The 21,266-nt window shown below is 72.8% G+C and carries 20 protein-coding genes and 1 pseudogene; 6 read left to right on the plus strand and 15 right to left on the minus strand.

The genetic code is table 11. From position 1 onward, the window contains the following. Complete coding sequence (glgX, locus tag CP969_RS29400) at positions 1–2,133, minus strand: glycogen debranching protein GlgX (protein ID WP_004981863.1); 2,133 nt, start codon at positions 2,131–2,133, stop codon at positions 1–3. A gap of 690 nt (positions 2,134–2,823) precedes the next feature. On the opposite strand from glgX, the gene CP969_RS29405 reads away from it, so the two are divergent. The 3 genes from CP969_RS29405 to CP969_RS29415 all read left to right on the plus strand — a co-directional run bounded on the left by CP969_RS29405 (position 2,824) and on the right by CP969_RS29415 (position 5,135). Then, a complete protein-coding gene (locus CP969_RS29405) occupies positions 2,824–4,092 on the plus strand; it encodes an SAV2148 family HEPN domain-containing protein (RefSeq protein ID WP_004981859.1) in 1,269 nt (422 codons plus the stop codon). A 129-nt stretch (positions 4,093–4,221) separates the two neighbouring features. Then, positions 4,222–4,422, plus strand: a complete 201-nt coding sequence (locus tag CP969_RS29410; RefSeq protein ID WP_004981857.1) for a 3'-5' exonuclease family protein — start codon at positions 4,222–4,224, stop codon at positions 4,420–4,422. Next, positions 4,419–5,135, plus strand: a complete 717-nt coding sequence (locus CP969_RS29415) for an exonuclease domain-containing protein (protein ID WP_004981854.1) — start codon at positions 4,419–4,421, stop codon at positions 5,133–5,135. Before CP969_RS29410 ends, CP969_RS29415 begins: the two co-directional genes overlap by 4 nt. A gap of 150 nt (positions 5,136–5,285) precedes the next feature. Here the strand turns inward: CP969_RS29415 and CP969_RS29420 are convergent, their stop codons facing one another. After that, entirely contained in the window at positions 5,286–6,149 is an 864-nt protein-coding gene (locus CP969_RS29420) for a phosphotransferase enzyme family protein (protein ID WP_004981852.1), read from the minus strand. Positions 6,150–6,639: 490 nt separating this feature from the next. Between CP969_RS29420 and erm the strand changes: the two genes are divergently transcribed. The 3 genes and pseudogenes from erm to CP969_RS34005 all read left to right on the plus strand — a co-directional run. After that, entirely contained in the window at positions 6,640–7,419 is a 780-nt protein-coding gene (erm, locus tag CP969_RS29425; protein WP_016824144.1) for an ErmE/ErmH/ErmO/ErmR family 23S rRNA (adenine(2058)-N(6))-methyltransferase, read from the plus strand. Positions 7,420–7,466: 47 nt separating this feature from the next. Continuing rightward, positions 7,467–8,666, plus strand: a complete 1,200-nt coding sequence (locus CP969_RS29430; protein ID WP_016824143.1) for a glycosyltransferase — start codon at positions 7,467–7,469, stop codon at positions 8,664–8,666. A gap of 246 nt (positions 8,667–8,912) precedes the next feature. After that, positions 8,913–9,181 (plus strand): annotated as a pseudogene (locus CP969_RS34005) (DUF1697 domain-containing protein); the annotation flags it as partial. 127 nt (positions 9,182–9,308) lie between these two features. Here the strand turns inward: CP969_RS34005 and CP969_RS29440 are convergent. The 13 genes from CP969_RS29440 to CP969_RS29495 all read right to left on the minus strand — a co-directional run bounded on the left by CP969_RS29440 (position 9,309) and on the right by CP969_RS29495 (position 21,185). Continuing rightward, positions 9,309–10,073 (minus strand): sirohydrochlorin chelatase, encoded by a 765-nt coding sequence (locus tag CP969_RS29440; RefSeq protein ID WP_016824141.1) that lies wholly within the window; start codon positions 10,071–10,073, stop codon positions 9,309–9,311. An 8-nt stretch (positions 10,074–10,081) separates the two neighbouring features. Continuing rightward, positions 10,082–10,972 carry an ABC transporter permease gene (locus CP969_RS29445; RefSeq protein ID WP_016824140.1) on the minus strand — a complete coding sequence of 297 codons (891 nt, stop codon included), beginning with the start codon at positions 10,970–10,972 and terminating at the stop codon, positions 10,082–10,084. After that, positions 10,959–11,747 (minus strand): ABC transporter ATP-binding protein, encoded by a 789-nt coding sequence (locus CP969_RS29450; RefSeq protein ID WP_016824139.1) that lies wholly within the window; start codon positions 11,745–11,747, stop codon positions 10,959–10,961. The genes CP969_RS29445 and CP969_RS29450 overlap by 14 nt, the downstream gene beginning before the upstream one ends. Positions 11,748–11,783: 36 nt before the next feature. Continuing rightward, on the minus strand, positions 11,784–12,887 hold the full coding sequence (locus tag CP969_RS29455) for an aliphatic sulfonate ABC transporter substrate-binding protein (RefSeq protein ID WP_016824138.1): 1,104 nt from the start codon (positions 12,885–12,887) through the stop codon (positions 11,784–11,786). Positions 12,888–13,138: 251 nt separating this feature from the next. After that, positions 13,139–14,473 (minus strand): sulfate adenylyltransferase subunit 1, encoded by a 1,335-nt coding sequence (locus CP969_RS29460; RefSeq protein WP_004981836.1) that lies wholly within the window; start codon positions 14,471–14,473, stop codon positions 13,139–13,141. A gap of 2 nt (positions 14,474–14,475) precedes the next feature. After that, positions 14,476–15,411 (minus strand): sulfate adenylyltransferase subunit CysD, encoded by a 936-nt coding sequence (gene cysD / locus CP969_RS29465; protein ID WP_004981832.1) that lies wholly within the window; start codon positions 15,409–15,411, stop codon positions 14,476–14,478. Then, positions 15,408–15,944 carry an adenylyl-sulfate kinase gene (gene cysC, locus CP969_RS29470; protein ID WP_026084788.1) on the minus strand — a complete coding sequence of 179 codons (537 nt, stop codon included), beginning with the start codon at positions 15,942–15,944 and terminating at the stop codon, positions 15,408–15,410. The genes cysD and cysC overlap by 4 nt, the downstream gene beginning before the upstream one ends. Positions 15,945–15,982: 38 nt before the next feature. Further along, the gene (locus CP969_RS29475; protein ID WP_016824137.1) at positions 15,983–16,693 is read right to left on the minus strand and encodes a phosphoadenylyl-sulfate reductase; all 711 of its coding nucleotides are present in this window, start codon (positions 16,691–16,693) and stop codon (positions 15,983–15,985) included. Further along, positions 16,690–16,869: a hypothetical protein gene (locus CP969_RS29480; RefSeq protein ID WP_016824136.1), complete on the minus strand. Its 180-nt coding sequence runs from the start codon at positions 16,867–16,869 to the stop codon at positions 16,690–16,692. The genes CP969_RS29475 and CP969_RS29480 overlap by 4 nt, the downstream gene beginning before the upstream one ends. Then, the gene (locus tag CP969_RS29485; protein WP_004981821.1) at positions 16,866–18,581 is read right to left on the minus strand and encodes a nitrite/sulfite reductase; all 1,716 of its coding nucleotides are present in this window, start codon (positions 18,579–18,581) and stop codon (positions 16,866–16,868) included. The genes CP969_RS29480 and CP969_RS29485 overlap by 4 nt, the downstream gene beginning before the upstream one ends. Positions 18,582–18,718: 137 nt before the next feature. Continuing rightward, positions 18,719–18,802 (minus strand): putative leader peptide, encoded by an 84-nt coding sequence (locus tag CP969_RS34470; protein ID WP_310887545.1) that lies wholly within the window; start codon positions 18,800–18,802, stop codon positions 18,719–18,721. Positions 18,803–18,929: 127 nt separating this feature from the next. Next, positions 18,930–19,502 (minus strand): GNAT family N-acetyltransferase, encoded by a 573-nt coding sequence (locus CP969_RS29490; protein ID WP_016824134.1) that lies wholly within the window; start codon positions 19,500–19,502, stop codon positions 18,930–18,932. Between the two features lie 390 nt (positions 19,503–19,892). Then, positions 19,893–21,185, minus strand: a complete 1,293-nt coding sequence (locus CP969_RS29495) for a hypothetical protein (protein WP_026084787.1) — start codon at positions 21,183–21,185, stop codon at positions 19,893–19,895. Between the last annotated feature and the right edge of the window lie 81 nt (positions 21,186–21,266).

The raw sequence follows: 21,266 nt of genomic DNA on the forward strand, positions 1-21,266 counted from the left end.
CTACACCGGCCGCTGCAGCACCGTCAGGCTCCGGTCGGTCAGTGTCAGCCGGGCACCGGCCTGCACCTTGGGACCGGTGCCCGGCGGGACGCCGTCCGCACGGGCCGTGTCCACGACCACCTGCCACTGGCGGCCGTGATCGACCGGCACCACGAAGTCCAGCGGCCTGGGCGAGGCGTTGAACATCAGCAGGAACGAGTCGTCGGTGATGCGCTCCCCGCGCTGCCCCGGCTCGGAGATCGCGTTGCCGTTGAGGAACACCGTCAGCGCCGACGCCCGCGCCGAGTCCCAGTCCCGCTGGGTCATCTCCTTGCCCTCCGGGGTGAACCAGGCGATGTCGGACAGGTCGTCGTGGGTGCCCTCCACCGGCCGTCCGTGGAAGAAGCGGCGCCGGCGGAAGACCGGGTGGTCCTTGCGCAGCCACACCATCGCGCGGGTGAACTCCAGCAGCTGCCGACGGGCGTCGTCCTCGCCGTCCCCGCCCTCCTCGGGCCAGTCGAGCCAGGCCAGCTCGTCGTCCTGGCAGTAGGCGTTGTTGTTGCCGCGCTGGGTGCGGGCCACCTCGTCGCCGTGGCTGATCATCGGCACGCCCTGGGAGAGCATCAGCGTCGCGATGAAGTTCCGCATCTGCCGGGCCCGCAGCCGCAGCACGTCCGGGTCGTCGGTCTCGCCCTCGACCCCGCAGTTCCAGGACCGGTTGTGGCTCTCGCCGTCCCGGTTGTCCTCGCCGTTGGCCTCGTTGTGCTTGTCGTTGTACGACACCAGGTCGTGCAGGGTGAAGCCGTCGTGGCAGGTCACGAAGTTGATCGAGGCCAGCGGGCGCCGCCCGTCGTTCTGGTACAGGTCGGAGGAGCCGGTCAGCCGGGAGGCGAACTCCGCGAGCGCGCGCGGCTCGCCCCGCCACAGGTCCCGCACGGTGTCCCGGTACTTGCCGTTCCACTCGGTCCACAGCGGCGGGAAGTTGCCCACCTGGTAGCCGCCCTCGCCCACGTCCCACGGCTCGGCGATCAGTTTCACCTGGGAGACCACCGGGTCCTGCTGCACCAGGTCGAAGAACGACGACAGCCGGTCCACCTCGTGGAACTGCCGGGCCAGGGTCGCCGCGAGGTCGAAGCGGAACCCGTCCACGTGCATCTCGGTGACCCAGTACCGCAGCGAGTCCATGATCATCTGGAGGACGTGCGGGGACCGCATGAGCAGGGAGTTCCCGGTCCCCGTGGTGTCCATGTAGTAGCGGGGGTCGTCGGTCAGCCGGTAGTACGAGGGGTTGTCGATGCCCTTGAAGGACAGGGTCGGGCCCAGGTGGTTGCCCTCGGCGGTGTGGTTGTAGACCACGTCGAGGATCACCTCGATCCCGGCCTCGTGCAGCGCCTTGACCGCCGACTTGAACTCCAGCACCTGCTGGCCGCGGTCGCCCCAGGACGCGTAGGCGTTGTGCGGGGCGAAGAAGCCGATGGTGTTGTAGCCCCAGTAGTTGTTCAGGCCCATGTCCACCAGGCGGTGGTCGTTCACGAACTGGTGCACCGGCATCAGCTCCAGCGCGGTCACCCCGAGCTCGGTCAGGTGCTCGATCACCGCCGGGTGCGCGAGGCCCGCGTAGGTGCCGCGCAGTTCCTCCGGCAGCCCCGGGTGGCGCATGGTGAGGCCCTTGACGTGGGCCTCGTAGATCACCGTGTGGTGGTACTCCGTGCGGGGGCTCCGGTCGTCGCCCCAGTCGAAGTACGGGTTGACCACGACCGACGTCATCGTGTGCGGCGCCGAGTCGAGGTCGTTGCGCCGCTCGGGCGCGTCGAAGTGGTAGCCGTACACCTCCTCGCCCCAGCGGATCGACCCGCTGATCGCACGCGCGTACGGGTCGAGCAGCAGCTTCGCCGAGTTGCAGCGCAGCCCGCGCTCCGGGGCGTACGGCCCGTGCACCCGGAAGCCGTACCGCTGCCCGGGCATGATGCCGGGCAGGTACGCGTGCCGCACGAACGCGTCGCTCTCGCGCAGCTCGACCGCCGTCTCGGAGCCGTCGTCGTGCAGCAGACACAGCTCTACTCGGTCCGCGGCCTCCGTGAAGACCGCGAAGTTGGTTCCGGCGCCGTCGTACGTGGCACCGAGTGGATACGCCTCGCCAGGCCAGACCTGCATGGATACGACTCTTTCAGGTGTGCGGCGCCAGTGGGGACGCCTTGGCTCCGAGTGTCCCCGAGTCTCCCCGAAAGGGCGGGAACCACCTCGTATTCCTGCCCCTCCGCCCGACTACCCGTGCATCCGTTTGTCAGTGGTCCCGGTCCCGGGGAAACAACGGGGGTGTTTCACGCCTCCCCGGGGGCAGCGGGGCCAGAGGTGCGGGGGAGGAGGACGGGAACACGGAGCGGGACGGGAATCGGGGGGTGTGAAGGAGCGGGAAGGGCGCAGAGGAACAGGGGAGCGGGAAAGTGCGAAGGGGAACAGGGGAGCGGGAGAGTGCGGAGGGGAACAGGGGAACGGGAGAGTGCGCAGGGGAACAGGGGAGCGGGAGAGTGCGCAGGGACACAAAGGCGCAGAGGGGGCAGAGGTGGCGGGAAGGACGATCGGGGCGACCGGGGCGGCCGGGAAACGGGGCGGACCCGGGGGGCGGAACCGGAGGGCCGGAGGGCGGCGAAGATGGCCGATTCCCTTCCTCCGCTGGGGTGTTGCCCTCACCCGGCCCGGCGTCACCGTTATGAAACCGCTCACTCCCCGGGGGTCGGTCGAGGGGAACGGTCGTGCGGGAGAAGGAAGTTGGGAAACGACCCTGTCCATCGGGCTGCACCGCGCGCCGCAAGCGGAGTAGTCTCCTTGATCGTTGGGACGGGAATGCTCGGGGGAGCGGAAGGCGGTGCGCGGGTGGGCTCGGGAGGGCTGGAGCTGCCCCCTGGTGACGAGGGTCGCGAGGGGGTCTCCACGGACGTCCCGCCCGGTGCGGTGTCGCTGGCGCGTCCGATGGACGCGGGGTCGATCGGGCCGGAACTGGACTGGGGCGCCGACGCCTGGAGCGAGGTGCGCACCCGCGCCCAGCGGGCCGGCCGGGCCTACATCTGGCTGAACCTGGTCGAGCAGCGGCTGCGCGCGGTCGTGGCCGCCGTGCTGCGCCCCGTGTACGAGCCCGTGCACGGCGACGACTGGGTGGTCGCCGCCGCCGGGCCCACCGGGCAGGAGTGGGTGCAGCGCGCGGTCGCGGTGCGCGAGGTCAGCCGCCGCAAGGGCTACCTGCTCGACCCGGCCGACGACAACGTCCTGTCCTTCCTCACCCTGCCGCAGCTGCGCGAGCTGATGGTGCAGCACTGGCCCTGCTTCGAGCCCTACTTCGACGACCGCCGGGACGTCGAACTCGCCCTGGACGAGCTGGAGGTGACACGGAACGTCGTCTCCCGCAACCGTGCGCTGTCCGAGGCGGTCCTGAACCAGGCCGAGCGGGCCTCCGCGCGGCTGCTGGAGATGCTCGGCGCCGGCGGCGACGTCCCGTCCGCGCGCCGGCTGCCCGTCGACGCGGTCGAGGACCTGGTGGGCGACCGGTACGCCGACGTGGTCGCCGTGCACCCCGACCGGGTGCGGCTGCTGCGCCAGTTCCCGGCGGAGGACATCTTCGGCGGCGCCCGCCGTCTCGACGCCATCGGCATCGGCCTCAACCTGCTGGTGCAGAACTTCTCCGGCCGCCGCCTGGTGCGGCTGGCCGAGTCGGGCAGCCGGGTGCGGCTGCTGTTCCTGAACCCGGCCTCGAGCGCGGTCAAGCGCCGCGAGCGCGAACTGGGCATGAAACGCGGCGAGCTCGGCCGCGCCGTCGAGATGAACATCCTGCACATGCGCCGCGTCCGCGCCCGGTTGCGCGACCCCGGCGCCTTCGAGATCCAGGTCTACGACGAGACGCCGCGCTGCACGGCCTACCTCGTCGACGGGGACGGGGCGGACGGGATCGCCGTCGTGCAGAACTACCTGCGCCGCACCCGGGGGATGGAGGCGCCGGTGCTGGTCCTGCGCAACGGGGACAAGGTGGTCAAACCGGGGGAGATCGAGGTGGGCGGGCTGTTCCCCACCTACCGCGAGGAGTTCGAGCAGATGTGGGCGGATTCGCGTCCGGTGTCGTGAACGTCCCGTGCCGGTGCGGTCCGGGGGGACGGGTCCCGACGGCAAGCGGAATGTGATCCTCTGATTGTCAGTGGTACGTGCGAGGGTGGAGGCCACTGGGGGAACGCACCACATGGAAGGGGGCAGCCCATGGGCTGGCACCGGGAGCCGCTGGTCGGCTTCGACCCGGAGACGACGGGGACCGACCCGCGCGAGGCGCGGACCGTCGCGGGCACCGTGAGCGAGGTCGGGGACGGGGGACGGCCGGGGCGCCGGGAGCGGCCGGCCGGTCCGGGGGCGCCGGTCCCCGCGGACGAGGTCCCGGCCCGCGCCGGAGCGGTGGCCGCGTGACGGGCTGGATCACGGGGCCCTTGGCGGCCTTCGACCTGGAGACCACGGGCACGGACATCGAGACCGATCGCATCGTCACCGCGGCGGTCGTGCGCCTGGAGCCGGACGGGGCCGTCTCGGCGGAGCGGACCTGGCTGCTCGACCCCGGCGTGGTGATACCCGAACAGGCCGCGGCGATCCACGGCATCCCGACGGAGCACGCCCGCGCCCACGGAGTCCCGGCCCCGCGCGCGATCGAGGAGATCACCCGGGCCGTCGCCGAGGTCCTGCGCGCGGGGACGCCCCTGGTCGTGATGAACGCGCGCTACGACCTGTCCCTGCTGGACCGTGAGTGCCGGCGGTACGGGCTGGAGTCGCTCAGTGAGCGCCTGGGCGCCGTGCCCTCGCCGGTCGTCGATCCCCTGGTGATCGACAAGCACGTCGACCAGTACCGGAAGGGCAAGCGTGCCCTCCACGCGTTGTGCGCGTACTACGGGGTGTCGCTCGACGAGGCGCACGACGCGAGGGCGGACGCGGTGGCCGCGGCCCGCGTGGTGCGACGCATGGGCGAGAAGCACCGACACGTCGGGACGATGTCCTTGACCGATCTGCACGACCTCCAGGTGAGGGCGGCGGCCGCGCAGTCGGCCTCCCTGCAGGCGTACCTGCGGCGGACCACGAACCCGACGGCCGTCGTCGAGCCGGCCTGGCCGGTCGTCCCGCGCAGCCGATGACCCGGACCGGGGGAAAGGCGTTCCCCGCCGCGCCGCCGCGGTCCGGGACCTCCCGCGCCGCAGGGGCGGCGCCACCGCGGTGACGGACGGGTCCCGGCCGCCGCGGGAGCCGGCGGGCGAGCCCGCCCGGCCGTCCCCGCCGGTACCGTCTCAGAACGGATACCAGCGCACCGTCGTGTCCCCGTCCCGCAGGGACGCCACCCGGCGTTCGAACTCGGCCAGCGCCTTGGGGTTGCCCGGCGCGTGCTGGGCGACCCAGGCGCAACTGGCGGTCTCCCGCGCGCCGCGCAGCACCGCGCAGCCCTCCCAGGCGCGCACGTCCCAGCCGTAGGTCTCGGTGAAGGACGCGTACGCCTCCTCCGGCAGCCCGTAGCGGTCGTGGGAGAGGGCCATGACGACCAGGTCGTGCTCGCGCAGATCGGTCGAGAAGGTCTCCAGGTCCACCAGGACCGGCCCGTCCACGCCGACGTGCACGTTCCGGGGCAGCGCGTCCCCGTGGATCGGGCCCGGCGGCAGGTGGGGCGTCAGCTCCGCGGCGGCCGACGCGAAACCGTCGCGCCGCTCGCGCAGGTACGCCGCGTCCGCGGGGTCGATCACCTCGCCCGCGAGCCGCAGCCAGCGCTCCACGCCGCCCAGCAGATCACGGGGCGGCAGCGGGAAGCGAGGAGCGGGCAGCGCGTGGACGAGCCGCAGCAGTTCGGCCAGGTCCCGGGGCTCGGTGGGCCGTACCGGGGCGGGCAGCCGGTGCCACACGGTCACCGGGTGGCCCTCGATCAGCAGCGCCTCCGGCCCGGCCGACCGGACCGCCGGCACGCCCGCCTCGGCCAGCCACCCCGCGACGGCCAGCTCCCGGCGGGCCCGGTCGAGCAGCCCGGCGTCCCGGCCCACCTTGACGACCAGGTCACCGGCGGTGAACACCGCGTTCTCGCCGAGCGCGAGCAGCCGCGCGTCCCGTGCCGCACCGGGCAGCACGTCCGCCGCGGCCAGTACGTCCCGCGCTCGTGCCTCGTCCATCCGTCCGCCTCCGTGTCCGTCCGTGTCCGGCCCGCCAGGACTGCCCGGCCCGGCCTGTTCGTTCCGTTCGACCCGTCCGGCCGTCCCGCGCGCGGCCGGCCTCGCGACTCCTCGCGCGCGGACACCGCGCGGATCCGGCCGTCCACCGGTCAGTCTCCCATTGGCACAGGTGGGGCGGTGTGCGCGGTACGCGGAGCGCTCGGCCCCCACCCGGAAAACCCGTTGCGCGCCGTCACGGCGGCCCCCTAGCGTCCTCGTCGTGGGAGCTTTCGACGCGATCTTCATCTCCGGCCTCGGCCGGGGCTGCGCGCACTCCGTCCGGATGCGCCGCGGCCCCGGAGCCCTGACCGGTCCGGGGAGCCACGCCCGCTGATCAGCGCGGCGGCCATCCGCACGCCTCCCCTTCCTCTCTCCTCTTCTCCTTCCCCTGTCTTCCGGTCAGGGCCGTCGTCCGCCCTTTTCCCCTCACGGAAGACAAGGACCGCAGGCCATGGCCCGCCCCACCGCCACCTCCCGCGCGCTCTCGCAGAACTTCCTCGCCGACCGCGCCACCGCCCGGCGTTTCGCCCGGCTCGCCGTCCCGCACGGCGGACCCGTCCCCCTGCTGCTCGAAGTCGGCGCGGGCAAGGGCGCGCTGACCGACGTCCTCGCCCCCCTGTGCCGGGAGCTGCACGCCTATGAGATCGACCCGCGGCTCGTGCCCGCGCTGCGCGGCCGTTTCTCCGGCACGCCCCACGTGCGCGTCGTCGGCGCCGACTTCCTCGCCGCCCACCCGCCGCGCACGCCGTTCGCCGTCGCCGGGAACGTGCCGTTCTCCCGCACCGCGGCCGTCGTCGACTGGTGTCTGCGCGCACCCCGCCTCACCGACGCCACCCTCCTCACCCAGCTCGAGTACGCCCGCAAACGCACCGGTGACCACGGCCGCTGGACCCGACTGACGGTGCTGACCTGGCCCCGCCACGAGTGGCGGCTGCTCGCACGGGTCGACCGGCGCTCCTTCCGGCCCGTGCCGCGGGTCGACGCCGGTGTCGTCCGCATCGAGCGCCGCCGTGTCCCGCTGCTCGACGCCGCCGCGTCGAGCAGGTGGCGGCACCTGGTCGACCTGGGGTTCTCCGGGGTCGGCGGCTCGCTGCACGCCTCCCTGTGCCGGGCGTGGCCCCGGCGGCGGGTGGACGCCGCGTTCCGGGCGGCACGGCTGGACCCGGGCGTCCTGGTGGGCCAGGTGGCGCCGGAGCGGTGGCTGCGGCTGCACGAGGTGCTGGCCCGGTGACCGTTTTCCAGTTGCACGAGACGTATCGTCTCGCCTATGGTCGGCGCATGACCACTCCCGCGCACATCGCCATGTTCTCCATCGCCGCGCACGGCCACGTGAACCCCAGCCTGGAGGTGATCCGCGAGCTCGTCGCGCGGGGGCACCGGGTGACGTACGCGATCCCGCCGCTCTTCGCGGAGAAGGTCGCCGAGACGGGCGCCGAACCCAAACTGTGGAACAGCACGCTGCCGGGTCCCGACGCCGACCCGGAGGCCTGGGGCACCACGCTGCTGGACAACGTGGAGCCGTTCCTCGAGGACGCCGTCCAGGCGCTCCCGCAGCTCATCGAGGCGTACGAGGGGGACATCCCCGACCTCGTCCTGCACGACATCGCCTCCTATCCGGCGCGCGTGCTCGCCCACCGCTGGGGCGTGCCCGCCGTCTCCCTCTCACCGAGCCTCGTCGCCTGGGACGGGTACGAGCAGGAGGTCGCCGAGCCGATGTGGGAGGAGCCGAAGAAGACCGAGCGGGGCCGCGCCTACTACGCCCGCTTCCAGGCCTGGCTGGAGGAGAACGGGATCACCCAGCACCCCGACCTGTTCGCGGGCCGCCCCGCCCGCTCGATCGTCCTCATCCCCAGGGCGCTGCAGCCGAACGCCGACCGGGTCGACGAGACCGTGTACTCCTTCGTCGGCGCCTGCCAGGGCGATCGCACGGCCGAGGGGGAGTGGCGGCGGCCCGCCGGCGCCGAGAAGGTCGTGCTGGTGTCCCTCGGCTCGTCCTTCACCAAGCAGCCCGCCTTCTACAGGGAGTGCGTCCGGGCGTTCGGCGACCTGCCCGGCTGGCACCTGGTGCTCCAGATCGGCCGGCACGTCGACCCGGCCGAACTGGGTGACGTCCCGGCCAACGTCGAGGTGCGCTCCTGGGTGCCGCAGCTCGCGGTCCTGAAGCAGGCCGACCTGTTCGTCACCCACGCCGGGGCCGGCGGCAGCCAGGAGGGACTGGCCACCGCCACGCCGATGATCGCCGTACCGCAGGCCGTGGACCAGTTCGGCAACGCCGACATGCTCCAGGCGCTCGGCGTCGCCCGGCACGTCCCCACCGACGAGGCGACCGCCGAGACCCTGCGGAGCGCGGCCCTCGCCCTCGTGGACGACCCGGAGGTCGCCCGTCGGCTGAAGGACGTCCAGGCCGGCATGGCCGAGGAGGGCGGCACCCGCAGGGCGGCCGACCTGATCGAGGCGGAGCTGCCGCGGCGGCGGTAGCGACCGGCGCCCGCCGTCCTCCCCACTGGGGAGGACGGCGGTCCCTTACATCCACCGGGGGCCGTCGGGGGCGGGGATCGGGGTGCCGGTCCCGGCACCCCGTGCCCGGCGCCCCACAGCGTCCGGTCCGTCGGCAAAGATCCGCCCGGTCTTCCGCGGCTTCGTCGAACAAGTCACGGGCGCGTGTGACGGTTGCTCCGCGGCCCGTCGTTCCGCCGGCGTCCCACGGAGTCCGCCCGCGCGGACCCGGCCGCCGAGTTGGAAGCCGAACAGCTCCACGTCACCTGCTTCTCCGCGCCCGTCGGCCCCGAGCGCTTCGCCGGGATCGGCCGAGCGGCCTTCCTCCCCGAGGAGTTCCGCCCGGGCGCCCGCGCGCCTACCTGTACGCGCCGAACGGCCTCGGCCGCTCCAAGCCCGTCGAGCAGCTCGCCAAGCCCCGCGTCACCAAGGGCGTGACTGTCACCACCCGCAACTGGAACACCGTGGCCGAGCTGGTGGAGCTCACCCGCACCTGAGCGGAACACCGCCGCGGACGCCGCCGGGGGCGAACGCGGCTGCCGGAAGCGGCAAGTGGCCCCCGCGGCCCCGGACGGGCGGCCTGTCCTTCGGCTGGGGCCGGACGTCCGTCCGGGAGGCGCGCCGTCAGGCCCCGACCGCCGCGAGCGCCGGCAGCCGCGCCTCGTCGTACCGTTCCAGCAGCAGCCGCGCCACCTCCGGTGCCGGGCCCAGGACGTCCGCCAGGACGTTCGCCTCCGCCGCGCCCCGGGCGATGCGGTCCGGCAGGAAGCCGGGGGCCAGGACGTACGGGGCGACGGCGACGCGCGCGCAGCCGAGGGCGTGCAGCTCGCGCACCGCCTGCTCGGTGCGGGGGAGGGAGGCGGAGGCGAACGCAGGCCGCACGGCGCACCAGCCGGTGTGCCGCCACTCCCGCGCGATACTTGCGATCACTGCGATCGCCTCCGGGTCGGTGGACCCCGCCGAGGCCAGCACGACCCCGGTCGAGGGCTTGTCGGCGGGCGTCAGGCCCGCCTCGTACAGCCGGCGCTCCAGTGCCGCGAGGAGCAGCGGGGACGGGCCCAGCACCTCGGCCTGCCGGATGCGCAGCCGCGGCGGCGCCTGGGCGAGCACCGCGGGGATGTCCGCCTTGGCGTGGAAGGCGCGGGTCAGCAGCAGGGGGAGGGCGATCACGTCGCGGACGCCCTCCGCCGCCAGGGACTCCAGCACCCCCGTCACCGAGGGCACGTTGAAGTCCAGGAAGCCGGTCTCCACGCGCAGCCCCGGCCGCAGCGACCGCACCCGCCGCACCAGGGCGTGCATGGTCGCGGCGTGCCGCGGGTCGCGGCTGCCGTGGGCGACCACCACAAGGACGGGGCGGACGGAGCGGACGGGGCGGACCGGACGGTGCATGGTGTGCCTCAGCCCTTCACCAGCAGACCGCGGCCGCGCAGCACCCACCGCTCCAGCGGACTGAAGATCAGCAGGTCGACGGCGATGCCGACGGTCAGGATCAGCAGGATGGCCTCGAAGACCATGGCCATGTCGCTGGCGTTGCGGCCGTTCTCCAGCAACTGGCCCAGGCCCACGCCGAGGTCGGGGAAGGACGCGATGATCTCCGCGGCCATCAGCGAGCGCCAGGAGAACGCCCAGCCCTGCTTCAGGCCCGCCACATAGCCGGGCAGCGCGGCCGGCAGGACGATGTGCCAGGTGCCCTTCAGCCCCGTCGCGCCGAGCGTGCGGCCGGCCCGCAGGAACAGCGGGGGCACCTGGTCGACGCCGGAGACCAGGCCGTTGGCGATCGAGGGGACCGCGCCGAGCAGGATCACCGCGTACATCATCTGGTTGTTCAGGCCCAGCCAGATCACGGCCGGCGGCACCCACGCCACCGACGGCAGGGACTGCAGGCCGGACAGGATCGGGCCGATCGCCGCGCGCACGAACTTCACCCGCGCCACCAGCAGCCCCAGCGGGGTGCCGATCAGCAGCGCGAAGAAGAAGCCGAGCAGACCGCGCGAGACGCTGGTCCAGATGTAGCCGAGCAGCTCGCCCTGGAGCCACGCCTGACGGACGACGTCCCACACCGCCCCCGGCGAGGGCAGCTTGGTCGGATCGTCGACGATCCGGAAGGAGACCAGCGCCTGCCACACCCCCAGCACCAGGGCGACGGCGACGACCGGCGGGAGGACCTTCTCCACGACGGTCCGCCGCAGCGGCCTGCGGCCGGTCTGCACCGTCTCCAGGGCGTCGAGTCCCGCCTCCAGACCGGCGAGGTCGCTGCCGTCCTTCCCGGTCGTGTCAGTGCTGGCCATGGCGGCGGATCTCTCCTCGGAGCTGTTCGGTGATCTCGACGGACAACTCCGCCACGGCGGTGTCCTCGATACGGCGCGGGTGCGGGATGTCGACCGTCCACTGGCGGGCGACGCGTCCCGGGCGGGAGGACAGCAGCACCACCCGCTGGGCGAGCCGGACCGCCTCGCGCACGTTGTGCGTGACGAACAGGACGGAGAGCTGCGTCTCACGCCAGATCCGGGTCAGTTCGTCGTGCAGCACGTCCCGCGTGATGGCGTCCAGCGCCGCGAACGGCTCGTCCATCAGCAGCAGCTTGCTCTCCTGGGCGAGCGCCCGGGCCATGGCCACGCGCTGGCGCATGCCGCCGGACAGCTCGTGCACCCGCTTGCCGTGCGCGCCCTTCAGCCGGACGAGCTCGAGCAGCTCCTCGGCCCGTCCGCGGCGCTCGTTCTTGGCGACGCCCCTGAGCTTCAGGGCGAGTTCGATGTTCTTGCCCGCGGTCAGCCACGGGAACAGCGCGTGCTCCTGGAACATCAGCGCCGGGCGGCCGTCCGTGGTGATGGTGCCGCCGCTGGGCCGGTCCAGCCCCGCGACCAGGTTCAGCAGCGTGGACTTGCCGCAGCCCGAGGCACCCAGGAGGGTGACGAACTCGCCGGGTGCGACGTCGAGGCTGATGTCGTCCAGCACGAGCTGCTGCCCGGCGGGACCCGGGTACCACTTCGAGACGTGCTCGATCCGGGCGGCGTGCGTGGCCGCCTCGGTGCCGTCGGCGGCCTTGGCGAGGGTCGTGGCCATGGTCGTCACCTCCTGGGGAGTCTTCGGTGTCCGCGGTCACTCGGCGCCGAGGCCGGCGTCGTCGACGGCGGGCGCGCCCTGGGCCTCGAGGACCTTGTTGAGCGGCGTGAGGTCGTAGATGCCGGCCAGGTCGGGCCGGTCCAGCAGGCCCGCCCGCACGGCGTGCTCCGCCTGGGCGTCGAGGGTGGCGGCCAGCGGGTCGTCGGTGAACCGGATCGACTTCCACGCCGGGTCCAGCACCTCGGCGGGCAGTGCCTTGCCGGAGTCCGCCTCCAACTGCTCGTTGGCGACGGCCTTCGCCTCGTCCGGGTGGGCGTTGATCCACGCGTTGGTCTCGACGGACGCCCTCAGCACCGCCTCGACCACCTTCGGGTGCTCCTCCAGGAACTCCTGCCGCACGACGACGTTCGTGATCACGAACTCCTCGTCCGGCCACAGGGAGGTCTCGTCCAGCAGCACCCGGCCGCCCTGGGCGACCAGCATCGACGCGGTCGGCTCCGGCACCCAGGCGCCGTCGATCGCACCGGACCGGAAGGCGCCCGGGGTGACCTTGTTGTCGCTGCGGACGACGGTCACCTCGCCCTTGCCGCTCTGCGCGTCGATCCTCCAGCCCTGCTCGGCGGCCCAGTTGAGGAACGCGACGTCCTGGGTGTTGCCGAGCTGCGGGGTCGCGATCCGCTTGCCCTCGACGTCCGCCAGGGACTTCACCCGGTCCGGGTTCACCACCAGCTTCACGCCGCCGGAGGCCGAACCCCCGATGATCCGCAGGTTCTCGCCGTTCGCCTTGGTGTAGCCGTTGATCGCCGGGGAGGGCCCGATCCAGCCGATGTCGAGGGACCCGGAGTTGAGCGCCTCGATCTCGGACGGCCCGGCGTTGAAGACCGCGTACCGCGCCTCCGTGGCGCCGAGCTCCCGCTGGAAGAACCCCTTCCTGTTGCCCACCAACGCGGTCCCGTGGGTCAGGTTCCCGAAGTAACCGATCCGGACGCTGTCCAGGCCGTCGATCTTCTTCGCCCCGGCGGCGACCCGGACGGTGTCGTCGTCCTTGGCCTGGGACCCGTAGCCGCAGGCGGCCAGGGTCAGCAGGGGCAGGGCGAGCAACACCGCGAGGGCGCGGCGCAGGGCGGGGGTGGCAGGCACGGGAGGTGTTCCTCTCGGAGGACCCGGCGGTCGCGGGCTCTTACACCGCGGCCGGGAGGTCGGCAGGTGGTCGCCGGTGGCGGGGGAGGGCGGGGGCGTGCGGGCAGCGCGCGTGCGTCACCGCGCACATCGGGCCACCCCGCCCCGCCCGCTTCCCCGGAGACCTCTGCCGGACTCCGCCCGGAGGGTCCCCCGGCCGACGCGCCCGCGCTCCTCGGCGAACGTGACGTGGAGAACGGCGGGGCTCATGCTCAGAAGTCCCATCCGTCGTCCTCGGCCGTGTTCTCGACCGGCTCCGGGGCGGCGAAGGACTCGCCGACCATGCCCGCGGTGAGCGTGGTGCCGTCGCCGGGGTCGATGAGGATGAACGAGCCGGTGCGCCGGGAGTCCGCGTAGGAGTCGGCCGGCAGCGGCTCGGCGGTACGGATCTTCACCCGGCCGATGTCGTTGGCGGCGAGGGTGCCGGGGTGCGGGTGCAGGGACAGGTCGTCGAGCGTCAGCCGGGACGGGATGTCCTTGACGATCGCCTTGACCGTGCGGGTGCCGTGCTTGAGCAGCACCCGGTGGCCGACGGTCAGCGGCTGGTCGGCGACGTGGCACACGGTCGCCTCGACGTCCTGCGTGGTGGCCGGGGCGTCCTCGCTCGGGACGATCAGGTCGCCGCGGGAGATGTCGATGTCGTCGGCCAGCAGCAGCGTCACCGACTGCGGGGTCCAGGCGACGTCGACGGGCCGGCCCAGCAGGTCGATCCCGGTGATCGTCGTCGTCCGGCCGGACGGCAGCACGCTCACCCGGTCGCCCACGCGGAACGTGCCGGCGGCGATCTGGCCGGCGTAGCCCCGGTAGTCCGGGTGCTCGGCGCTCTGCGGCCGGATCACGTACTGCACGGGCAGCCGGGCGTGGCACTGCGTCAGGTCGTGGCTGACCGGGACGGTCTCCAGGTGCTCCAGCACGGTCGGGCCGCCGTACCAGTCCATGTGCGCGGACGGTTCCACGACGTTGTCGCCGACCAGCGCCGAGATCGGGACCGCGGTGACCTCGGGGACGCCCAGTTCGGTCGCGTACGCCGTGAACTCCTCGGCGATGGCGGCGAAGACGGACTCCTCGTACCCGACCAGGTCCATCTTGTTGACGGCGAGGACGACGTGCGGGACGCGCAGCAGGGCGGCGATGGCGGCGTGCCGCCGGGTCTGCTCGACGACGCCGTTGCGGGCGTCGACGAGGATCACGGTCAGCTCGGCCGTCGAGGCGCCGGTGACCATGTTCCGCGTGTACTGCACGTGGCCCGGGGTGTCGGCGAGGATGAACCGGCGCCGCGGCGTGGCGAAGTAGCGGTAGGCCACGTCGATGGTGATGCCCTGCTCCCGCTCGGCCCGCAGGCCGTCCGTCAGGAGCGCGAGGTCGGGGGCCTCCTGGCCCCGGTTCGCCGACGCCCGCTCCACGGCCTCCAGCTGGTCGGCGAGGACCGACTTGGAGTCGTGCAGCAGCCGGCCCACCAGGGTGGACTTGCCGTCGTCGACGGAACCGGCGGTGGCGAACCGCAGCAGGGTGGTGGCCGAGAGCTCCTCGGTCGTGGTCGTGCTCATGCTTAGAAGTACCCCTCGCGCTTGCGGTCTTCCATCGCGGCCTCGGAGAGCTTGTCGTCGGCGCGGGTGGCGCCGCGCTCGGTGAGCCGGGAGGCGGCGATCTCGGTGATCACCTTCTCGATGGTGTCGGCGTCGGAGTCGACCGCGCCGGTGCAGGACATGTCGCCCACGGTCCGGTAGCGGACGAGCCGCTTCTCGACCCGCTCGCCCTGCTTCGGGCCGCCCCACTCGCCGGCGGTCAGCCACATGCCGCTGCGCCGGAACACCTCGCGCTCGTGCGCGTAGTAGATCTCGGGCAGCTCGATGCCCTCCCGGGCGATGTACTGCCACACGTCCAGCTCGGTCCAGTTGGACAGCGGGAACACGCGGACGTGCTCACCGGGGGCGTGCCGGCCGTTGTAGAGGTTCCACAGCTCCGGGCGCTGGCGGCGCGGGTCCCACTGGGAGAACTCGTCGCGCAGCGAGAACACCCGCTCCTTCGCCCGCGCCTTCTCCTCGTCCCGGCGCCCGCCGCCGAAGACGGCGTCGAACCTCTCGCTCTGGATCTTCTCGGTGAGCGGCAGGGTCTGCAGCGGGTTGCGGGTGCCGTCGGGGCGCTCCTTGAGCACCCCGCGGTCGATGTAGTCCTGCACGGACGCGACGTGCAGGCGCAGCCCGTGCCGGGCGACGGTGCGGTCCCGGTAGTCGAGGACCTCGGGGAAGTTGTGCCCGGTGTCCACGTGCAGCAGCGCGAACGGCACCGGCGCCGGCGTGAACGCCTTCAGCGCCAGGTGCAGCATGACGATGGAGTCCTTGCCGCCGGAGAACAGGATCACCGGGTTCTCGAACTCGCCCGCCACCTCGCGGAAGATGTGCACCGCCTCGGACTCGAGGGCGTCCAGGTGGGAGAGGGCGTACGGGCTGTCCGTGCCCTCCCGCAGCGCGGCCACGGTGGTCATGCCAGTCCCCTTTCGCTGAGCAGGGCGTACACCGACGCCGCGGACTCCTGCACGGTCTGGTTCTGCGACTCGATCCGCAGATCGGGCGCCGCGGGCTCCTCGTAGGGGTCGTCCACCCCGGTGAGCCCGGTGAGTTCGCCCGCCGCCTGCTTGGCGTACAGGCCCTTGACGTCCCGCACGGAGCACACCTCGACCGGCGTCGCCACGTGCACCTCGACGTAAGGCGTGCCGTTCGCCTCGTGCCGCTTGCGCACCGCGTCCCGGCTGTCGGCGTACGGCGCGATCACCGGGACGAGCGCGGTGACGCCGTTGCGGGCGAGCAGTTCGGCGACGAAGCCGATCCGCTGCACGTTGGTGTGCCGGTCCTCGCGGCCGAAGCCGAGGCCCGCGGAGAGGAACTCGCGGATCTCGTCGCCGTCGAGCACCTCGACGCGCCGGCCCTGCTCGCGCAGTCGGCCGGCCAGCTCGTACGCGATGGTGGTCTTGCCGGCGCTCGGCAGACCCGTGAGCCATACGGTGGCTCCGGTCGTCACGTCGTTCTCCTGGATCCGGGGGTGGTGGCGATGGACCGTCATCCGTGCAGCCCGCACTCGGTCTTGCCGCGGCCGGCCCAGCGCCCGGCCCGGGCGTCCTCGCCCTCCAGCACCCGGCGGGTGCAGGGGGCGCAGCCGACGGAGGCGTAGCCGTCCGCCAGCAGGGGGTTGGTGAGCACGCCGTGCTCGGCGACGTAGGCGTCCACGTCGTCCTGGGTCCAGCGGGCGATGGGGGAGATCTTCACCTTCCGCCGCTTCTCGTCCCAGCCGACGACCGGGGTGTTCGCCCGGGTCGGGGACTCGTCGCGGCGCAGGCCGGTCGCCCAGGCCGCGTAGCCCGCCAGACCTTCCTCCAGCGGCTGCACCTTGCGCAGCCTGCAGCACAGGTCGGGGTCGCGGTCGTGCAGCTTCGGGCCGTGCTCGGCGTCCTGCTCGGCGACGGTCCGGCGCGGGGTCAGCGTGATGACGTTGACGTCCATCACGGCCGCCACCGCGTCCCGGGTGCCGATGGTCTCCGGGAAGTGGTAGCCGGTGTCGAGGAACACCACGTCGACGCCGGGCAGGGCGCGCGAGGCGAGGTGGGCGACCACCGCGTCCTCCATGGAGGAGGTCACGCAGAAGCGCTTGCCGAAGGTCCGGGCGGCCCACTGGAGGATCTCCAGCGCGGAGGCGTCCTCCAGGTCACGGCCCGCCCGCTCGGCCAGCTCCTTCAATTCCTCCTCGGTCGCCTCTTCCTGAAGGGCGGTCATATCCGGTCACCTTCCGTGTCGGGTCGCCGCAGCCCGCGGGCCAGCAGCCCGCGGAACTTCAGCTGAAAGACTCGGTTGCACGCCCCGCACTCCCAGACGCCGTGGCCGTCCTCGCCCGGACGCAGGTCCTCGTCGCCGCAGTAGGGGCAGTGGAAGGGCGCCGCGCGCTCGCTCACGACAGGGCCTCCTCGGAGGCGCGCGTGACCCAGGCGGCGAACCGCTCGCCGTCCTCGCGCTCCGCCTGGAACCGCTTGAGGACCCGCTCGATGTAGTCGGGCAGTTCGTCGGCGGTGACCTTCAGGCCGCGCACCTTCCGGCCGAAGCCGGCCTCCAGGCCGAGCGCACCGCCGAGGTGCACCTGGTAGCCCTCGACCTGACGGCCCGTGGAGTCGAGCATCAGCTGGCCCTTGAGACCGATGTCCGCCACCTGGATACGGGCGCAGGCGTTCGGGCAGCCGTTGAGGTTGATGGTGATCGGCTCGTCGAAGTCCGGGATGCGGCGCTCGAGTTCGTCGATCAGCGAGGCGCCGCGCGCCTTGGTCTCGACGATGGCGAGCTTGCAGAACTCGATGCCGGTGCAGGCCATGGTGCCGCGCCGGAACGGGGAGGGCCGGGCGCTGAGGTCCAGCGCCTCCAGGGACTCGACGAGGGAGTCGACCTGGTCCTCCTCGACGTCGAGGATGATCATCTTCTGTTCGACGGTGGTCCGCACCCGCCCCGAGCCGTGGGCCTCCGCGAGGTCGGCGATCTTGGTGAGCGTGGTGCCGTCGACGCGGCCGACGCGCGGGGCGAAACCGACGTAGTGGCGGCCGTCCTGCTGGCGGTGCACGCCGATGTGGTCGCGCCACTGCTGCACCGGCTGCTCCGGCGCCGGACCGTCGGTCAGCCTGCGCTTCAGGTACTCGTCCTCCAGCACCTGACGGAACTTCTCCGCGCCCCAGTCGGCGACCAGGAACTTCAGCCGGGCCCGGTTGCGCAGCCGGCGGTAGCCGTAGTCGCGGAAGATCGACAGGACGCCCTCGTAGACGTCCGGGACGTCCTCCAGCGGCACCCAGGTGCCCAGCCGCACGCCCAGCTTGGGGTTGGTGGACAGGCCGCCGCCGACCCACAGGTCGAAGCCCGGCCCGTGCTCGGGGTGGCGGACGCCGACGAACGCGACGTCGTTGATCTCGTGCACCACGTCCAGGGCCGGCGAGCCGGAGATGGCCGTCTTGAACTTCCGGGGGAGGTTCGAGTACGCCTTGTTGCCGAGGACCCGGCGCTTCATCTCCTCCAGGGCCGGGGTGCCGTCGATGATCTCGTCCTCGGCGATGCCGGCGACCGGCGAGCCGATCATCACGCGGGGGGTGTCGCCGCAGGCGGTGACCGTGGACAGGCCGACGGCCTCGAGGCGGTTCCAGATCTCGGGCACGTCCTCGATGCGGATCCAGTGGTACTGGACGTTCTGCCGGTCGGTGATGTCGGCGGTGCCGCGCGCGAACTCCTGCGAGACCTCGCCGATCACCCGCAGCTGCCGGGTGGTCAGCGCGCCGCCGTCGATGCGCACCCGCATCATGAAGTACTCGTCGTCCAGCTCCTCCGGCTGCAGGATCGCGGTCTTGCCGCCGTCGATCCCGGGCTTGCGCTGGGTGTACAGCCCCCACCAACGCATGCGGCCGCGCAGGTCGTTGGGGTCGATCGAGTCGAATCCGCGCTTGGAGTAGATCGTCTCAATACGTGTCCGCACATTGAGACCGTCGTCGTCCTTCTTGAACTGCTCGTTGCCGTTGAGCGGGGTGAGGTGACCCACGGCCCACTGTCCCTCTCCGCGGTGACGGCTCACCTTGCGGCGGGGAGTCGCGACGGCAGGCTGCTGCGCGGGGGCAGGCTTCTGCGGGGTGGCGGCCATGGTTGACACGTCCTTCGGGACAGGCGGGAATGCGGCTCTTACCTGCGCATACGGGCGCACGGGCAGACGTGCGCGGCATTGCGCGGGAGTGAAGCGGGAAAGGGGGGAGGAAGGTTGTCGGGCGCTGTCGGGTGTTCTCAGCGCGCCGGACAGATGGCGCTGGACATGCGGCCGAGGTCGACGTGCCGCCGACTCACCAAGGCGATTCCAGTTCCAGGCATGGCGGAAGCCTGGCACGGCGATCTGGACTCAGTCCAGCTTCATCCAAAAAGTGGACACCCTTGTCTCGGAATGAGAGACGAGGGTGTCCTCGGTCACAAGCGGCGCGGACGGTCTTGTCCGTGCTGGTCAGGCGGGGTGGGCTCCGGGCCACGGGCCCGGAGTGGCCACTTCCGGCTCCTCCTCCACCTTGGTGTCGAACAGCTTGAAGCCCCGGCGCAGGTAGTTGTCCATGGCGTGCTCGCCGTCCTTGCTGCAGGTGTGCAGCCACACCCGCGTGGTCGGCTTCACCCCGGGCCGGCGCTCCGCCATGTCCCAGGCGCGGGCGGTCCCGTACGACAGCAGGTGCCCGCCGATGCGCCGGCCCCGGAAGGCGGCGACGAGGCCGAAGTAGACGATCTCCACGACCCCGTCGTCCTGGGACTCCAACTCCACGTACCCCGCGGGCGTCCCGCGGTCGTAGGCCACCCAGGTCTCCACCCCGGGCCGGTCCAGGTGCTCCAGCCACTGCGCGTACGTCCAGCCCAGCCGGTCGGTCCAGCGGATGTCACCGCCGACCGCGGTGTACAGGAAGCGGCTGAACTCGGGCGAGGGCACCTCGGAGCGAACCACCCGCACGTCCCCCTCGGGCACGGCGGCCGGCAGGAGATCGGTGGGCGAGGTCTGCTCCAGGGACCAGGTGGTCACGGCGATGGTCGTCATGTCCGAAAGAGAACCATCCGCTCCGCGTTCCTGTCGAACGCCTGACCACAGCGCGGACGGCGGGCTGTCCGGCCGCGTCACGCCCGGTGCCGGCGGAGGGCGGCACGTCCGGCTCGCACGGCGCCCCCGGCGGCGGCAGGACGCCGTCGACGAGGGGGCGGCTCATGTGGTCGTCGACGCGGCGGCCGGGGTTGAGCAGCCCAGTCGTCCGCATGCCACGTCCTCTCACGCCCGAGCACCCGACGGCGCTCGGGCGCGGGCCGTCGGCACGCCTGCGTGCCACCGGCACCGCGCCCGGTCACCACCTGCCGGCCGACCGCGCCCGAACGGGCCGACCGGTCCGCGAAGGCCCTGGCCGAAGACCCTGACAGGAGGCCCAGGCGGAAGGGCCTAGTCCAGGGACCGGTCGACCGAGTCCAGGGGCAGGGCGAACAGCATCCGGCCGGACTGGGACCAGAGCTCGCCGGTCTCCTGCCAGTAGGAGAGGGACGCCGCCTGGCCGCTCCAGCAGCGGTACGTCTCGTCCGCCCCGCAACGGGTGGGCCGGGCCCCCTTCGCGTCCTGCCGCCACAGCGATCCGCGCTCGTCCGGCGTCGCGGTCATCCGGCCCAGGTACCAGGCCGACCGGTACGACAGCACACTGCGGACGTCGCCCAGCTCGGTCTCGTACGCCTCGACCGCGTCCGCCCGCGACACCGGGTCCGTGGCCAGCAGGCCCGCCCGTTCCGGGGCGTCGCCGAACGCGTACCGCCACAGCCGGGTCGGTCCGTCGGCGTCCTCGGGCATCGCCTCGTGCGCGACCAGGCTGTCGGGCGCGGTGCTCCGGTCCAGGGAGATGCCCCCGGGCCGCGGGGCGTCACCGCCGGCCGCCCGGTAGGAGGCGACGGCGGGCAGGACGTACCGCGCCCCGGCCGCCGACCAGCCGCCGGGCACCCGGCCGACCGACGAGGCGTCGTCCACGGTGGCGCGCTGGATCCGGCCCACGTCGTACACGTACAGCGCGCTGCTCTCGCCCCGGTCGGCGGTGACCAGCAGCTTGTTCTGGTACCAGACCATGCCGGACACCGTGGAGACGAGCCCGCGGTAGTCGTGGCCGCCGTCCACCGGCACGGCGAGCAGGACCCAGGTGTAGCGGAGGGCGCGGGGGTCGTCGGCGTCGACGAAGGCGACCCGGGCGAGCCCCCGCCCGTCCGTCGTCGGGGTGTCCTGGCTCCAGCCGGAGAGGACCACCCGGTGCTCGCCCCAGTGGCCGTCGTCGTCCGCGTCCCCGGAGGTGGTGACCCCGCCCGGCCGCCAGCCGTCGGTGTCGGCCTCCTCCCAGCAGTACGCGCGCGTGGCGGCCGGTTCCACGGGCAGGGCCCGCTTGCCGTCGGACGGACAGGTGTCCGCCTCGCGCAGGGAGCCGTCGGTGTCGGCGAGCACGGTGTCGACACCGACCGGCCGGCCCATCCCGGAGGAGAGCCGGTCCAGCCACTCCCGCGGCACGCTGTGCTCGGTCAGCCGCAGCGGCGCGGTCTCGGCGGACGTCGTGAGCGGCTCCAGCGCCCCCGGGTTGTCGGCGACGTCGGCCTGCGAGGTGCTGATCATGGTGGCGGCGGCGGTGAGCGCGAGGGCGGTCCCGGCCAGCGCCGCCCGCAACGCCCGGCCCCGTCTGCGCCGGCGGTGTCTGCCGCGATGCTTCATAACGTCCTCCCGAGACGAGCCAACTGCGTCCGGCGATCCGCGCGTTGACCGAAAGCAGGTGGGGTGGCCCGTAACGGGATG

Origin of the sequence: Streptomyces viridosporus T7A (genome assembly GCF_008704515.1) — a bacterium.
Lineage (GTDB): Bacteria > Actinomycetota > Actinomycetes > Streptomycetales > Streptomycetaceae > Streptomyces > Streptomyces viridosporus.

What these genes read in the sequence shown, in the direction of transcription:
- glgX (WP_004981863.1), bottom strand. Translation starts at nt 2,133, where the DNA reads ATGCAGGTCTGGCCTGGCGAGGCGTATCCACTCGGTGCCACGTACGAC.
- CP969_RS29405 (WP_004981859.1), top strand. Translation starts at nt 2,824, where the DNA reads ATGCTCGGGGGAGCGGAAGGCGGTGCGCGGGTGGGCTCGGGAGGGCTG.
- CP969_RS29410 (WP_004981857.1), top strand. Translation starts at nt 4,222, where the DNA reads ATGGGCTGGCACCGGGAGCCGCTGGTCGGCTTCGACCCGGAGACGACG.
- CP969_RS29420 (WP_004981852.1), bottom strand. Translation starts at nt 6,149, where the DNA reads ATGGACGAGGCACGAGCGCGGGACGTACTGGCCGCGGCGGACGTGCTG.
- erm (WP_016824144.1), top strand. Translation starts at nt 6,640, where the DNA reads ATGGCCCGCCCCACCGCCACCTCCCGCGCGCTCTCGCAGAACTTCCTC.
- CP969_RS29430 (WP_016824143.1), top strand. Translation starts at nt 7,467, where the DNA reads ATGACCACTCCCGCGCACATCGCCATGTTCTCCATCGCCGCGCACGGC.
- CP969_RS29440 (WP_016824141.1), bottom strand. Translation starts at nt 10,073, where the DNA reads ATGCACCGTCCGGTCCGCCCCGTCCGCTCCGTCCGCCCCGTCCTTGTG.
- CP969_RS29445 (WP_016824140.1), bottom strand. Translation starts at nt 10,972, where the DNA reads ATGGCCAGCACTGACACGACCGGGAAGGACGGCAGCGACCTCGCCGGT.
- CP969_RS29450 (WP_016824139.1), bottom strand. Translation starts at nt 11,747, where the DNA reads ATGGCCACGACCCTCGCCAAGGCCGCCGACGGCACCGAGGCGGCCACG.
- CP969_RS29460 (WP_004981836.1), bottom strand. Translation starts at nt 14,473, where the DNA reads ATGAGCACGACCACGACCGAGGAGCTCTCGGCCACCACCCTGCTGCGG.
- cysD (WP_004981832.1), bottom strand. Translation starts at nt 15,411, where the DNA reads ATGACCACCGTGGCCGCGCTGCGGGAGGGCACGGACAGCCCGTACGCC.
- CP969_RS29475 (WP_016824137.1), bottom strand. Translation starts at nt 16,693, where the DNA reads ATGACCGCCCTTCAGGAAGAGGCGACCGAGGAGGAATTGAAGGAGCTG.
- CP969_RS29485 (WP_004981821.1), bottom strand. Translation starts at nt 18,581, where the DNA reads ATGGCCGCCACCCCGCAGAAGCCTGCCCCCGCGCAGCAGCCTGCCGTC.
- CP969_RS34470 (WP_310887545.1), bottom strand. Translation starts at nt 18,802, where the DNA reads ATGCCTGGAACTGGAATCGCCTTGGTGAGTCGGCGGCACGTCGACCTC.
- CP969_RS29490 (WP_016824134.1), bottom strand. Translation starts at nt 19,502, where the DNA reads ATGACGACCATCGCCGTGACCACCTGGTCCCTGGAGCAGACCTCGCCC.
- CP969_RS29495 (WP_026084787.1), bottom strand. Translation starts at nt 21,185, where the DNA reads ATGAAGCATCGCGGCAGACACCGCCGGCGCAGACGGGGCCGGGCGTTG.